Source organism: Thioclava sp. F42-5, assembly GCF_002213195.1.
In the GTDB taxonomy this organism is placed as follows: domain Bacteria; phylum Pseudomonadota; class Alphaproteobacteria; order Rhodobacterales; family Rhodobacteraceae; genus Thioclava; species Thioclava nitratireducens.
On sequence record NZ_NBNZ01000002.1, the window covers coordinates 660,059 to 673,297 of the forward strand.

Here is a 13,239-nt window from a genome sequence, read left to right on the forward strand (position 1 = left end):
CCTATTTCGAGACGGGATAGGCGTCGGGGTAGCCCAGCCCGTGAATTTTGGTCTTGAGCGCGTCGAGGTCGGATTTCGTGGGCGCAGGGCCCGCGATCACGCGCCAGAAGGTCTTGGAATGGCTTTGTTCCTTTACGATCTCGGCGATCACGCCGGCCTTCGCCATCTGGCTCTGGGCGCGTTTCGCATTCGCCTCGGCGGAAAAGATACCGATCTGGATATAACCAGCGCCAGTGCTCATCTTCGGCGTGCTGGGTTGTGGAGCCGCTGCGGCCACCGGTGCTGCCGGGGCGGGTGCCGGGGCAGGCGGCGCGCCGATCGCGGGTTTGACCGGCTTGGCCGTGGGCTTCGGCGTGCCCTGCGCCTTGGCGATCCCGGCCGCGGCAGTCGAGGTTACCTCGTCGAGCGACTTCCGTTCCACCGCCTCGGGGGCCGCGATCACCGGCTTGTCGACGAGCGGCGCGGGGTTGTCTTGCTTGACCGGAACCGTCTCTCGGCGCAGCGCCACCACGGACAGCTCGGTCGGCGCGCCCGCCAGAAGTCCCAGCGCATTGGCCGCGTCGGAACTGACCTGCAGTTTCGGTCCCGGATTGTCGTTTTCGCGCTTGAACAGGGCCCCGATCACGAATTTGCCGTTCGACGGGTTGCGGATGATCACCCGCTCGGGATCCTTCACGTTCGGATGCGCGACCCAGACTCCGCCGAGCGAGGGACGCCCGTCCCACAGGCCCTTCTCGTCGACCGAGAAGACCTGCGGCGCTTCGACATCTCGCTCGATCATCTTCTGGCCGTTCTCGGTGACGGCCTCGGCCGCACCGGGCGCCGCGGTCTCATCGGTCGGCTTCTTCTTGAAAAGCCCGAACGGGGAGCCGCCGCTCTCCTGACAGCCCGCCAGCGCGATCCCCGCGCCCAGCATAAGGGCAAAGCCCGTTACACGCTTGCGCGTCATTCCCGTCTGCTCACTCATCCTGTGCCCCTTCTCGCGCGGTTCGCCCGCCTCTTGCCTGCGCGTCTGCACCGCTTGCGCCATGCCTTGCGCGCGATCCTAGCGATTTGCAGAGCCCGTGAAAAGCGGCCCCAACGCCCACGCGCGGAAATCGGCGCGCGAGACTTTCAGAATCGCGTGAAGCGGTCTAAGCGAGACCCGTCGGAGGAGTGGCAGAGTGGTTTAATGCACCGGTCTTGAAAACCGACGTAGGTGAAAGCCTACCGTGGGTTCGAATCCCACCTCCTCCGCCACTTGCATGCAAACCCGCAATCTGACCGGGCAGCGGGGCCGTTCCGGAGGGAGAGTGACTGCGATCTCCCGATCTGCGAGTGGCCCTTTCCGGCCTTGCCTGATGAAGATCAAGGCGGAAGTCGCAAAATCGTGTTTCTCTCCATCTGCGCAGCGGGAAGCGGTCACCTGTGATCGCGCTGTCGCATCAACCTGTGGCAAGCGCGCTGCTACAATCGCCTCTATGTTACCCCTTGAAGAGGAACAGTTCGATGGAAGACGACAAGAAGTCAGACCGTACCGCCTGGGAAGAAATCGAGGTGGCGGGAAGCCAACTCGTCGATCGCATCAAGGAATTGGCGAAAGAGGGGAGCGTGCGCCAGCTGCGTATCAGCTCCGCCGACGGGGATCCCTTCGTCGAGGCACCCCTCAATCTCAGCCTCGCCGTCAGCGGGGTCGTGGTGCTCGCCGCGCCTTGGCTGGCCGTCCTCGGCGTGATCGCGGGGCTCGTCACCCGGGTCAAGGTGGAGATCGAGCGGGTCAAGGAGGCCGACGAGGACGATCAGAAGAACGCGTAGGGGCCGGACCGGACGGCCCGGCAGAGCATGAGGACGGGGGCAGACCGATGGGCTTGCGCCAGAAAAGACATGAGTTGGTCGGGCTCGTCGGCGCCATCGGCGTCGTGATCGCGCTGGCCGGCTTTGTCGGCGGTTACCTGAGCACCGGCGCCACCATCGTCTTGACCTTCGGAGTGTGGATCGTCGGCACGATGCTGGTGCGGGTGTTCACCGATCCCCCCGATCCCGGCAAGTGACGACCGATACCGGGTAATATCCGCACGGCCGAGTCCGACCCGGGTCTGCCGTTTCGACACTTTACGGCCCCGGGATCAGCACGATCTTCCCGGCGTGTCGCTTTTGCTGAAACACCTTCTGCGCCTCGGCGATCTGATCGAGCGGGTAGGTGGCCGCCAGCAAGGGGCGGATTTCGGCCTTCTCGACATAGGAGATCAGGTTGCCGAAGACGGGTTCGTCCCATGCGGTACAGCCGATCAGGGTGATGTCCTTGAGATACATGTCGCGCATGTCCAGCTCCACGATTGGTCCGGCAATCGCGCCGGAGGAGGCATAGCGCCTGCCGCGCCGGAGCAGTTTCAGCATCGTCCCGAAACCCGGCCCGGCGACGTTGTCGATCACGACATCCACGCTGTTCTCGCCGATTGCCGCTACGGGATCGTCTTCGCGACAGAGCACCTGATCCGCGCCGATCTCCAGCACCATCTCGCGCTTGGCGGCGCTGGTGACAGCGATCACCTCCGCGCCGCGCCGTTTGAGAAGCTGGATCAGCGCCGAGCCAACGCCGCCCGAGGCGCCTGGCACCAGCACGCGCTCGCCCGCGGTGACGACCGCGCGGTGGATCATGTTCTCGGCGGTGCCGTAGGCGCAGGGCAGGGTGGCGAGTTCGGCGTCGCTCCAGTCGCTGTCGATGGCGAAGACCTCGCCTGCGGGCACTTTGACGTATTGCGCGAAGGCCCCGTCGAAATTGGAGCCGAGCCAGACGGTGTCCATCGAGGAGAAACCGTTTTGGCGCATGCAGGACCGCACCAGTACGCGAGTGCCGATCAGGGCTTCATCGCCACCCTCTCCCACCGCGATGACCCGCCCACAACAATCGGTGCCTTGGATAAGCGGGAAAGGCGTGGCCCCGCTCCAGCCGCCATCGGCATGCTCGGCGTCCTCGCGCGACTCCTGCGTGCCGGATTTGACCTCAGAAGAATACCAGCCCAGTCGGGTGTTGATGTCGGTGTTGTTGATGCCCGCCGCCAGCACCTGCAGCAGCACCTCGCCGGGCCCCGGCTCCGGCATCGCAACCTCGCGGTATTCGAGCCGCTCGTAGCCACCCGTGCCGGTCGTGACCACGGCCATCATCGTGCCCTTCGGGATGTCGCTCATGCTGCTTTCCTCTCGAAACCGATCCGTCCGTGAAATGAGTTAGGGCGCGGTCGGGATAAACCGAGCCGCGCCCTTTGTTCGTTCGACCTTAGGCGTGCCGCCTCAGCGCGCCACGCAATCCGCGAAGTAATGCGTCTTGCCGTCCTCGCCGGTCTCCGTCACGAGGCCGTGGATGTCGGTCTCGAAGCCAGGGCATTCATGCGCGAATTCACGATTGAAGCGCAGGTATTCGACGATCTTCGAATTGAAGACCTCGCCTGGGATCAATAGCGGGATGCCCGGCGGGTAGGGGGTCACGAGGCTCGTCGTGATCCGGCCTTCCAACTCGTCGATCGAGACACGTTCGGTCTTGCGCCGCGCGATATGCGAGAAGGCCTCCGACGGCGTCATCTCGGGGTGATGGTCGGTCAGGTAGATCTCGGTCGAGAGCCGCGCGACATCGTATTTCGCGTAAAGCGAATGGACGTGCTGGCTGAGATCTTTCAGCCCCATGCGCTCGTAGCGCGGGAATTTCGCGGAAAACTCCGGCATCACGCGCCACAGCGGCTGGTTCTTGTCGTAATCATCCTTGAACTGCTGGAGAGCCGCCAGGAGCGTGTTCCAGCGGCCCTTGGTGATGCCGATTGTGAACAGGATGAAGAAGCTGTAAAGCCCGGTCTTCTCGACCACGACGCCATGCTCGGCGAGGTATTTCGACACGATCGAGGCCGGGATGCCGCTGTCGTCGAAATGCCCTTCGATGTCGAGGCCGGGGGTGATGATCGTGGCCTTGATCGGGTCGAGCATGTTGAAGCCCGGCGCCATGTCGCCAAAGCCGTGCCAGCTATCCGACCCGGTAGTCTCGACGCCCTCGGCATCGGTCTTCTTGAGAACCCAGTCGCGGGTCTCGGCCATCCCGTCGCCATCCGCGCGGAAATCGGTCGGGCCCCATACCTGAAACCACCAGTCCTCGGGGCCGTATTCCTCTTCGACCTTCACCATGGCGCGGCGGAAATCGAGCGCTTCGACGATGCTTTCCTCCACCAGCGCGGTGCCGCCCGGAGGCTCCATCATCGCCGCCGCCACGTCGCAGCTTGCGATGATCGAATATTGCGGGCTGGTCGAGGTGTGCATCAGGTAGCTCTCGTTGAAGAGGTGCCGGTCGAGCTTTTCCTCCTGACTGTCCTGCACCAGCACGTGGCTCGCCTGGGAAATCCCGGCGAGCAGCTTGTGCACCGATTGCGTCGCATAGGTGATCGACTTGGCCGTGCGCTCACGCTTGCGGCCCATCGCGTGATACTGGCCGTAGAACGGGTGGAAGGCGGCATGGGGGATCCACGCCTCGTCGAAATGCAGGTTGTCGACCCAGCCGTCGAGGAGCCCCTTGATCACCTCGGTGTTGTAAAGCACGCCGTCATAGGTCGACTGCGTCAGGGTCATGATCCGCGGCTGCACAGCGTCGATGTCGTAATCGGCCAGAAGCGGGTTCGCGCGCATCTTCGCCTTGATCGCCTCGGGCTCGAATTCCGAGCGCTGGATCGGGCCGATGATGCCCCAGTGGTTCCGCGTGGGTTTCAGGAAGACCGGGATCGCGCCGGTCATGATGATCGCATGCAGGATCGACTTGTGACAGTTGCGGTCGACCACGACCACGTCGCCCGGGGCCACCGTGTGGTGCCAGACCATCTTGTTCGAGGTCGAGGTGCCGTTGGTCACAAAGAAGCAGTGATCGGAGTTGAAGATCCGCGCGGCGTTGCGCTCGGACGCGCCGATCGCGCCGTTATGGTCCAGCAGCTGGCCCAGCTCCTCTACCGCGTTGCAGACATCGGCGCGCAGCATGTTCTCACCGTAGAACTGGTGATACATCTGCCCGATGGGCGATTTCAGGAAGGCCACGCCCCCCGAGTGCCCCGGGCAGTGCCACGAGTAGGAGCCGTCCTCGGCATAGTCGAGAAGCTGCTTGAAGAAAGGCGGCTGGATGCTTTCGAGATAGCTTTTCGCCTCACGGATGATGTGTTTGGCCACGAAATCCGGCGTGTCCTCGAACATGTGGATGAAGCCGTGCAGTTCGCGCAGGATGTCGTTGGGCAGATGGCGCGAGGTCTTCGTCTCGCCATGCAGGAAGATCGGCACATCGGCGTTTTTCCAACGCACTTCCTCGATGAAGGCGCGCAGCTTCTCGACCGCCGGGTCGAGTTCGGGACCGGCGGAGAATTCCTCGTCGTCGATCGCCAGCACGAAGGCCGAGGCGCGGCTCTGCTGTTGGGCGAATTGCGACAGGTCGCCATAGCTGGTGACGCCCAGCACTTCGAAACCTTCGGCCTCGATGGCCTGTGCGAGTGCCCGGATGCCAAGGCCGGAGGTGTTTTCGGAGCGAAAATCCTCGTCGATGATGACAATCGGGAAGCGGAATTTCATCAGGTGGGTCCTCTCTCGGGCCAAGCTGGGGCAGGCGAATGGGCGGCATGCGCCGCGCCCCGTTCATTTCAGTCGAATATAGGCAAGGTCAAGCCCGCGCGGGAGACCCTCCCGCCGAGTCAGGGGCAGATCAGCTTTGAACGGGCGCGGAGGCCTTGACCGGAACTGATCGGGGCGGCGCTCCGGCCTTTCGACGTTGGGTCAACCGAGGATCTCGGTCAGAGCGTACGTCTTTACACGAAAACTTCGTCCACTTCCGGTTGACGGCAGGATTTAGCCGAGTAGAGAGGCCATCGCGATTTTGTGCTGGCATTTGCAGTGCGCGATCCGACACAACAAAGAAAAACAAGGCGGGTGCACCCTGCATCCCCACACCTGAGCAGAAGCGAGTTACCCTCGTGTCCGATTCCCTATCTCAGACCGGGCAGAAGCCTGTGCCGGTCTCGGTTCAGCCTTTTCAGTTCCGCGGTCTTTTCCTGACCGCTATCGCGCTTCGGCTCGAGACCGACGCGCCCGATGGTGCGTTCTATGCCGCGCTCGACGCACAGCTTGCGAAAACGCCGCATCTGTTGGCCGGTGCGCCGATGGTGCTCGATTTCGCGCAGGTGCCGGAGTTTTCGAAACCGGCCGACGTGCGCGACATGATCGACAACCTCTTCGCGCGCGATCTGCAGATTTTCGGGGCGCAGAACGCCACCGACGCGCAGCTAAGCGCCGTGAAAGGTTACGGAATTATCCCGATCAAGGTGGGCCGCGAGACCGCGATGCCCGAGCCGAAGCCGCAAAAGCCGCAGCCCGCGGCGAAGCGGACGGCGCCGCCGGTCGCGCGCAACAAGATCGTGCGCTCGCCGGTGCGGTCTGGCCAGATGATCGTGGCCGAACATGGCGATCTGACGGTGGTCGGCTCCGTCGCCTCGGGCGCGGAACTGGTCGCGGCGGGCAATATCCACGTCTACGGCGCGCTGCGGGGACGGGCGATGGCAGGCGCACATGGCGACGAGAGCGCGCGCATCTTCTGCCGCCAGCTCGACGCCGAACTGCTCGCGATCGCGGGCCTTTACAAAACGAGCGAAACCATTCCCGCGGAGCTTCGTCACAAGTCCGTGCAGGTTTACCTCGACGATGACAAACTTTGTGTGGAGGCGTTCGAATGACGCAACTCAAGGATGATAAGCCGCTCGGCAAGGTGATCGTAATCACCTCGGGCAAGGGGGGCGTGGGCAAGACTACCTCGGCCGCCGCAATCTCTGCCGGTCTCGCCAAGCGCGGCCACAAGACCGTCGTGATCGATTTCGACGTGGGCCTGCGCAACCTCGACATGATCATGGGCTGCGAGCGCCGTGTCGTGTTCGATTTCATCAACGTCATTCAGGGCGATGCCCGTCTGAAGCAGGCGCTGATCAAGGACAAGCGGGTCGAGACGCTCTCGATCCTGCCGACCTCGCAGACCCGCGACAAGGATGCGCTGACGCAAGAGGGCGTCGAGAAGGTGCTCGACGAGCTGCGGCAGGAATTCGACTACATCATCTGCGACAGCCCCGCCGGGATCGAGCGCGGTGCGCAGCTGGCGATGTTCTTCGCCGATGAGGCGGTCGTCGTGACCAACCCCGAAGTCTCCTCGGTGCGCGACAGTGACCGGGTGCTTGGCCTTCTGTCGTCGAAGACCCGTCGCGCCGAAACCGACGGCGAGCCGGTCAAGGCGCAGGTGCTGCTGACCCGTCACGATCAGTCGCGCATTGACAAGGGCGAGATGATGACGGTCGAAGACGTGCTGGAGCTTCTGGCAGTCCCGCTGCTGGGCATCGTGCCCGAAAGCACCGCCGTCCTGCGCGCGTCGAACACCGGCATGCCGGTCGTGCTCGACGAGCCGTCGAGCGCCTCCGCCGCCTATGACGACGCTGTCGGCCGGCTTCTTGGCGAGGATATTCCGATGCGCATTCCGGGCGAGAAGCGTCCGGGCTTCATCGGACGGCTCTTCGGGCGGTCCGCATGAGCCTGTTCGGTTTCTCGCTCAAACCCCGCCGCGCGAAATCGGCGCAGACGGCCAAGGACCGTTTGCAGATCCTTCTCGCGCATGAACGCGGCAGCGGGTCGGCGCAGGCCGACTATCTGCCCGATCTGCAACGCGACATCCTCGCCGTGATCCGCAAGTACATGGAGATCGAAGAGGACGGCGTCGATATCCGGATGGAGCGCAACGACGATATCTCGAGCCTCGAAATCAATATCGAGATGCCGTCGGATGCGGAAAAAGCCGCCAAATCCGCGAAGCCCGCGAAACCGGCTGCCAAGCCGGCAGCCCGGAAGTAAGCGGTTCAGAGATGCTCCGGCGCGGCTGACTGGCTGCGCCGGAGGACGCTTTGCCGACGATGGCCCGCGTGCCAGAGATAGAGCGCAAGGCTCCCGATCACGATCGCCCCGCCGATCAGCATTGCGCGGCTCGGGGCCTCGCCAGTGCCCCACCAGACCCAGATCGGTCCGAGGATCGTCTCGAGAAGCATCAGCAGGCTCACATTCGAGGCCGAGGTGTAGCGCGAGGCGAACGAGAGCGACATGAAGGAGACCGGCAGCACGACGCCGCCTGCCAGCGCGATCGCCCAGACCTGACCGCCGGTCACGGCAGCGCCCCCCGTCCAGATCAGCGCCGCGAGCCCGGCCAGCCCGGCCCCGGAGCCAACGGCGAGCAGGATCGGCAGATGCGGATTGCGCCGGATCGTGACGAAGGTCGTCGACAGGCTCAACGCCACGCCGAGACCGGCAAGCGCGCCCAGGATCGGATTGCCGCCAACGCTCGGCGGGGCGGGGCCGAAGACCGCAAGCCCGATCCCGCTGAGCACGGCCGCGATGGCGAGCCATGTCGACCAATGCGTCGTCTCGCGCAGGATCAGCCGCGACAGCAGCGCCGCGAAGACCGGCACCGTCGAGACGCTGAACAGCACGATAGACACAGGCGCGGCGGCGATCCCCACCGCGAACAGCGTCATGTTCGAGAAATGGCATGCGACCAGCGCCAGCCCTGCGCCGCTGGCAAGCGCCTTCAGGTCGTGTTTCAGGTGACGCCTGCGCACGACGATCGAGATTAGCCACATCGCGCCGCCCATCAGCAGGCCGCGCCACATCACCATCTGCGCGCCGCTCATCTCCGACCAGCGCATCAGCAGCGTGTCGGGCGAAATCGCCAGCGCGCCGAACAGCGCGAGCAAGATGCCGAACATCGGATGTCTGGTCATGATGGGCTCCCTTCGCGCGGATGGCGCGTCAGGTGATCTCTAGCTGGCCGCGCACGGGGTTCCAAGGTCGGGCAGGAAAACACCGGCCCGAGGGAAGCGGGCCGGTGTTCCAGATCGCAAGGATTTGGGAGATCAGTTCGGCAGCGCTCCGCAGAACCCGCCGCTTGCGACCTGACCGGATCCGAAGGCGAAGGCCGGAGGGGCTTGGTAGGGATTGAGCGGTGCGCCCAATAGATCCGCGCAGATCAGTAGGAGCAGTGCCGCCATCGCGGTGAAGGCTGTCGCTTTCCGGGTCATGCGCGCGCCTCCAGTCCAAGGCGAGGCCGCAGCCAGATGCCGAGATAGGCGCCCGCGAAGGCGGCCGCGAACCAGACCCAGCCGTGCAGGCTGCCTGTCGAGATGCCCGAGAAGAAGGCGCCGACGTTGCACCCGAAGGCCAGACGCGAGGAATAGCCAAGCAGGAAACCCGCCACGACGGTCGCGACCCAGGCGCGCGCCGGATAGCTAGGCAGTTTCTGCGACAAGCCGCCCTGACGCCATGCCGCCACACCGAATGCGCCGGCGATCAGGCCGATATCGGTGAGCGAGGTGTAATCCGTCAGCAGGCTCTCATTCACGCGGGTGATCGAGCCGGGGGCTGCATAGAAGGCCGATTGCGTCAGATCGAAGCCCATCCCGTTCACGCCTTTCGCGACCCAGAGACCCAGCCCGTAGACGACGCCCCAAGGCTGCCCGGCCACCAGCAGGTTCGCGATGGCGAGCGCTGCGAGGACGAGCGCTGCGATGACATAGCGCCGCGGCAGGCTCCGCGAGCCGCGCTTGCCGAGGAAGAAGACCGTGGCAGCCACCAGAGCCAGCAGGATCAGCGTCACCGCGAGCCCGCTCGTGCCGCGCAGGGTCAGGATCGGCAGCGCTCCGAGATTGGTCCACCAGATCAGGCCGTAAGCGCCGAAGAAGCTGCCGATCGCGAAGAACGGGAGCGCGAGCAGCCCGATCGGGTTGCCAGAGCCCGCATTGACCAACGTGCCCGAGCCGCAACCCATCACAACCTGCATCGCCGCGCCGAAGACGAAGGCGCCGCCGACCATCGCGAAGCCGATCGGGGCCTGCGCGCCGGTCAGCTCGCCCGGATGGCTGGTGATCGCGGGGATCGCGACGATGGAGACGAGACCGATCGCCAGAAGCTGCGCGAGGATGCCCGCCGGTTCGCGGCGCACGATCATCGCCCGCCAAGGGCCCGCGAAGCCGAAGCGCAGCCCCTCCAGCGCGATCCCGAAGCCGAGGCCGATCGCCAGCATGAAGCCGTAGCGCGCGCCGCCGAACAGCGCGAGCGCGCCGATGGCCACGAGAGCGGCGAGGATCAAAGCACTGCGCCGGGCGATCCCGCCCGACGCTGCCTGTTTCTCAAGAATGGCCGTGGACACTCTTAGCCTCCGGTGAGTTGGTTCAGCAGGTTCTGCAACAGGCCGGGCGTGTTCGCCATCTTACCGTCGGTCTGGGAATATTCCACCATCGAACCGGGATAGAGCTTGACGTTGTCGATGCCCGCCAGCTCGGACATGGCGAACCAGTCGGTCGCCGCCCAGTGCCCGGTATTGCAGAAGGACACGACCTCTTCGCCGTCCTTGATGCCCAGTTTCTCCTTCAGTGCGGCCGCATCGGCTTTCGCGTCGATCACCGTCGCGCCGGAGCGGAAGAACTTGGTATAGGGCAGGTTTTCGGCGCCGGGCAGGGTGCCGGGACGCGCGGCGGCGGAGTGCGCTTTCTTGCCTTCGAAGAAGGCCGGCGGGCGCGCATCGACGAGCACCGCCTTGCCCTTGCCATTGACGACATCGCTCACGGCCGGGGTTTCCGCCGTCCAGCGGTCATTCCACGTCAGATCGAGATCGGTCGGCATCAGGTTCTCGGTAACGTCCGACATCGGCAGCCCGGCATTGGCCCAGGCGGTCGTGCCGCCATTCAGGATCGACAGCTCGGTGAAGCCGGTGCTCTTCAGCGTCCAGTAGACGCGCGCGGCGGCGCCGAAATCGGTGTCCGTGTCGCCCTGTGCGATAATCACGATCGGACGGTCGGGCTCGAGGCCGATCTGCTCGAAGGACGCCTGCAGCTTCGCGATCGGCGGCACCTGGCCGGGGTTGTTGTCCGGGCCACGGAAGAGCGAATAGGGCGCATAGACGGCGCCGTCGATATGGCCTTTCTCATAGCTGCCGGTGCGGATGTCGAGCAGCACCGGATCGAGCGTGTCGATCTCAGCGTTCAGCTCGCTCGGGGTGACGAGCGGGCCGAGATCGCTGGCCATCGCGGCGCTGGCGGCGAACAGGGCAGCGCCGGTGGCGACGGCTGCGGAAATTCGTGCGAGACGGGTCATGGGTAACCTCGCTGGTTAGGGATTTTGTCCCAAATTGTTCAGGATTTTTGTGATGGCAAGCTTTGGCGGTTCGCTGGTTCTATTGCGCGTGGGGACAATGTTCCAAATACGTTATCGTTCGTGAGATATGCGTCCCTTTCCTCGTGGTGGGGTGGACGCGCGGTCCATCGCGACGCTGAACCGCGCGACCGCGTTTTTATTCGCAGCGGAACGCCTTTCGGCCTCGATATCGGGGGTTCGGCAGCGTGACAGCTCTGTGCTGCGAGAATCGTCTGCCCCGGCTCGGGTTGGCAGTCCCCGCCCGATACCGTTAAGGATTGGGCAAAATGCGCGTCTGGGGAGGATCAACGTGAGCAAGCTTTTCGTCGGTGTCGATGTTGGAACCGGTTCGGCGCGTGCCGGGATTTTCGACCCGGAGGGCACGCTTCTCGGCGTCGGCAAGCGTCCGTTGGAGATGTGGCAGGACGATCATGGCCATGTCGAACAATCGAGCGCCCAGATCTGGCAGGCGGTCTGCGATGCCGTGACGGGAGCCCTCGCCGCGTCGGGGGTGGACCCGCGCGATGTCGCGGGGATCGGATTCGACGCGACCTGTTCGCTCGCCGTGATCGGCCCGGAGGGCGGGTTGCCCGTGGGCGATCCTGATGCGCCCGAGCGCGATGTCATCGTCTGGATGGATCACCGAGCCCGCGATCAGGCGGAGCGGATCAATGCGGGCGATCACGCGGTGCTGCGCTATGTGGGCGGCCGCATTTCGCCGGAGATGCAGACGCCGAAGCTGATGTGGCTGCGCGAGGAGCGCCCCGAGATCTATGCGCAGGCGCTTCATTTCTTCGATCTCGCGGATTTCCTGACATGGAAGGCGAGCGGCGCGCTGGAGCGCTCCGCCTGCACGGTCACCTGCAAATGGACTTATCTCGCCCATGAGAACCGCTGGGATCCCGACTATTTCCATGCGATCGGCCTTGGCGATCTGGCCGAGGGCGGCTTCGAACGGATCGGCGCGCGGATTGTCGACCCGGGCACGCCGCTTGGGGCGGGGCTGACCGAGGAAGCCGCTGCGCAGATGGGCCTGGCGCCCGGAACGCCGGTCGCTGCCGGGCTGATCGACGCCCATGCCGGTGGGATTGGCACAGTCGCGGCGCAGGGCGGGTCGGGCGATCCGGCGCAATGTCTGGGCTATGTGTTCGGCACGTCCTCCTGCACCATGACCTCGACGCGCGAGCCTGCCTTCGTGCCGGGCGTCTGGGGGCCGTATTTCTCGGCGATGATCCCGGGGATGTGGCTCAACGAGGGCGGCCAATCCGGCGCGGGCGCTGCGATTGCGCAACTGGTGCAACTGCATCCGGCCGCACAGGAGGCACGAGACCGGGCGCAGGCCGCGGGCAAATCCGTGCCCGAATTCCTCGCTGATCTCGCGCTCGAGAAGGTGGGTTCACCCTCGGAGGTCGCGACGCTTGCCGAGGCGCTGCATGTGGTGCCGGAATTCCTTGGCAACCGTGCGCCCTTCGCCGATCCGGACGCACGGGCGGTTATCGTGGGGCAGGGGATGGAGACCGGGCTGGACTCGCTCGTGGCGCTCTATGTCGCGGGGGTCTGCGGGCTGGCCTATGGCCTGCGCCAGATCATCGAGGTGCAGGCCGAACACGGCGCGCCGATCTCGGAGATTTCGATCTCGGGCGGCGCGGGTGCGCATCCCGTCACCCGTCAGATCATCGCCGATGCAACGGGGCGCGATGTTGTGGTCACGCGCTGCGAAGAACCGGTGCTGCTGGGCGCCGCGATGCTTGGCGCGGTCGCGGCGAACGGGTTCGATGACCTGCAAGCCGCGATGGGGGCGATGTCGCAGGTTGCGACCCGGTTCGCGCCCGCAGGCGGTGTGATAGAACGTCTGCACGCGGCGCGGTTCGACGCCTTCCTGACGCTGCAATCAACCGCCCGATCGGTGCGCGAGAGCATGGCCAATGCGGTCGGGTGACGCGACTGGCTGACGAGGCGTGACGCAGCGGCGCAGCGCGGTCTGGAACGCAGGTCTTGCTTTCGTGGGGTCGGATACGGACACTCTGCAGATTATGG

The 13,239-nt window shown here is 64.9% G+C and carries 13 protein-coding genes and 1 tRNA gene; 7 read left to right on the forward strand and 7 right to left on the reverse strand.

Features of this window, described 5'->3' with window-relative positions; all coding sequences use genetic code 11:
• Nucleotide 1: 1 nt before the first annotated feature.
• Nucleotides 2–967: an SPOR domain-containing protein gene (locus tag B6V74_RS08465; protein ID WP_240496971.1), complete on the reverse strand. Its 966-nt coding sequence runs from the start codon at nucleotides 965–967 to the stop codon at nucleotides 2–4.
• Between the two features lie 182 nt (nucleotides 968–1,149).
• Here B6V74_RS08465 and B6V74_RS08470 point away from each other — a divergent pair.
• From B6V74_RS08470 to B6V74_RS08480, 3 genes are all read left to right on the forward strand, one after another.
• A tRNA-Ser gene (locus B6V74_RS08470) sits at nucleotides 1,150–1,239 on the forward strand.
• A gap of 249 nt (nucleotides 1,240–1,488) precedes the next feature.
• Nucleotides 1,489–1,794 carry a DUF4342 domain-containing protein gene (locus B6V74_RS08475; RefSeq protein ID WP_075776907.1) on the forward strand — a complete coding sequence of 102 codons (306 nt, stop codon included), beginning with the start codon at nucleotides 1,489–1,491 and terminating at the stop codon, nucleotides 1,792–1,794.
• A 53-nt stretch (nucleotides 1,795–1,847) separates the two neighbouring features.
• Nucleotides 1,848–2,030, forward strand: coding sequence for a hypothetical protein (locus tag B6V74_RS08480; protein ID WP_146694531.1), 183 nt, complete (start codon nucleotides 1,848–1,850; stop codon nucleotides 2,028–2,030).
• Nucleotides 2,031–2,091: 61 nt separating this feature from the next.
• Here the strand turns inward: B6V74_RS08480 and B6V74_RS08485 are convergent, their stop codons facing one another.
• Nucleotides 2,092–3,168: an alcohol dehydrogenase family protein gene (locus tag B6V74_RS08485; protein ID WP_240497074.1), complete on the reverse strand. Its 1,077-nt coding sequence runs from the start codon at nucleotides 3,166–3,168 to the stop codon at nucleotides 2,092–2,094.
• Nucleotides 3,169–3,270: 102 nt separating this feature from the next.
• Complete coding sequence (locus tag B6V74_RS08490) at nucleotides 3,271–5,565, reverse strand: arginine/lysine/ornithine decarboxylase (protein WP_075776905.1); 2,295 nt, start codon at nucleotides 5,563–5,565, stop codon at nucleotides 3,271–3,273.
• A gap of 398 nt (nucleotides 5,566–5,963) precedes the next feature.
• Between B6V74_RS08490 and minC the strand changes: the two genes are divergently transcribed.
• The 3 genes from minC to minE are packed head-to-tail and all read left to right on the forward strand — an operon-like array spanning nucleotide 5,964 to nucleotide 7,875.
• The gene (gene minC / locus B6V74_RS08495) at nucleotides 5,964–6,719 is read left to right on the forward strand and encodes a septum site-determining protein MinC (RefSeq protein WP_088722521.1); all 756 of its coding nucleotides are present in this window, start codon (nucleotides 5,964–5,966) and stop codon (nucleotides 6,717–6,719) included.
• Nucleotides 6,716–7,558, forward strand: coding sequence for a septum site-determining protein MinD (minD, locus tag B6V74_RS08500; protein ID WP_075776903.1), 843 nt, complete (start codon nucleotides 6,716–6,718; stop codon nucleotides 7,556–7,558). The genes minC and minD overlap by 4 nt, the downstream gene beginning before the upstream one ends.
• Nucleotides 7,555–7,875 (forward strand): cell division topological specificity factor MinE, encoded by a 321-nt coding sequence (gene minE, locus B6V74_RS08505; RefSeq protein ID WP_075776902.1) that lies wholly within the window; start codon nucleotides 7,555–7,557, stop codon nucleotides 7,873–7,875. The genes minD and minE overlap by 4 nt, the downstream gene beginning before the upstream one ends.
• A gap of 5 nt (nucleotides 7,876–7,880) precedes the next feature.
• Here minE and B6V74_RS08510 read toward each other — a convergent pair whose 3' ends face one another.
• The 4 genes from B6V74_RS08510 to B6V74_RS08520 all read right to left on the reverse strand — a co-directional run bounded on the left by B6V74_RS08510 (nucleotide 7,881) and on the right by B6V74_RS08520 (nucleotide 11,163).
• Nucleotides 7,881–8,795 carry a DMT family transporter gene (locus B6V74_RS08510; RefSeq protein WP_088722522.1) on the reverse strand — a complete coding sequence of 305 codons (915 nt, stop codon included), beginning with the start codon at nucleotides 8,793–8,795 and terminating at the stop codon, nucleotides 7,881–7,883.
• 132 nt (nucleotides 8,796–8,927) lie between these two features.
• The gene (locus B6V74_RS18945) at nucleotides 8,928–9,092 is read right to left on the reverse strand and encodes a hypothetical protein (RefSeq protein ID WP_157771600.1); all 165 of its coding nucleotides are present in this window, start codon (nucleotides 9,090–9,092) and stop codon (nucleotides 8,928–8,930) included.
• On the reverse strand, nucleotides 9,089–10,219 hold the full coding sequence (locus B6V74_RS08515; protein WP_233243159.1) for a YeeE/YedE family protein: 1,131 nt from the start codon (nucleotides 10,217–10,219) through the stop codon (nucleotides 9,089–9,091). The genes B6V74_RS18945 and B6V74_RS08515 overlap by 4 nt, the downstream gene beginning before the upstream one ends.
• Before the next feature lie 2 nt (nucleotides 10,220–10,221).
• A complete protein-coding gene (locus B6V74_RS08520) occupies nucleotides 10,222–11,163 on the reverse strand; it encodes a rhodanese-like domain-containing protein (protein WP_088720128.1) in 942 nt (313 codons plus the stop codon).
• Nucleotides 11,164–11,512: 349 nt separating this feature from the next.
• Here B6V74_RS08520 and B6V74_RS08525 point away from each other — a divergent pair, with 349 nt between their 5' ends.
• The gene (locus B6V74_RS08525; RefSeq protein ID WP_088722523.1) at nucleotides 11,513–13,141 is read left to right on the forward strand and encodes an FGGY-family carbohydrate kinase; all 1,629 of its coding nucleotides are present in this window, start codon (nucleotides 11,513–11,515) and stop codon (nucleotides 13,139–13,141) included.
• Nucleotides 13,142–13,239 lie beyond the last annotated feature (98 nt).

What these genes read in the sequence shown, in the direction of transcription:
- B6V74_RS18945 (WP_157771600.1), bottom strand. Translation starts at nt 9,092, where the DNA reads ATGACCCGGAAAGCGACAGCCTTCACCGCGATGGCGGCACTGCTCCTA.
- B6V74_RS08520 (WP_088720128.1), bottom strand. Translation starts at nt 11,163, where the DNA reads ATGACCCGTCTCGCACGAATTTCCGCAGCCGTCGCCACCGGCGCTGCC.
- B6V74_RS08510 (WP_088722522.1), bottom strand. Translation starts at nt 8,795, where the DNA reads ATGACCAGACATCCGATGTTCGGCATCTTGCTCGCGCTGTTCGGCGCG.
- B6V74_RS08475 (WP_075776907.1), top strand. Translation starts at nt 1,489, where the DNA reads ATGGAAGACGACAAGAAGTCAGACCGTACCGCCTGGGAAGAAATCGAG.
- minE (WP_075776902.1), top strand. Translation starts at nt 7,555, where the DNA reads ATGAGCCTGTTCGGTTTCTCGCTCAAACCCCGCCGCGCGAAATCGGCG.
- B6V74_RS08485 (WP_240497074.1), bottom strand. Translation starts at nt 3,168, where the DNA reads ATGAGCGACATCCCGAAGGGCACGATGATGGCCGTGGTCACGACCGGC.
- B6V74_RS08465 (WP_240496971.1), bottom strand. Translation starts at nt 967, where the DNA reads ATGAGTGAGCAGACGGGAATGACGCGCAAGCGTGTAACGGGCTTTGCC.
- minD (WP_075776903.1), top strand. Translation starts at nt 6,716, where the DNA reads ATGACGCAACTCAAGGATGATAAGCCGCTCGGCAAGGTGATCGTAATC.
- B6V74_RS08490 (WP_075776905.1), bottom strand. Translation starts at nt 5,565, where the DNA reads ATGAAATTCCGCTTCCCGATTGTCATCATCGACGAGGATTTTCGCTCC.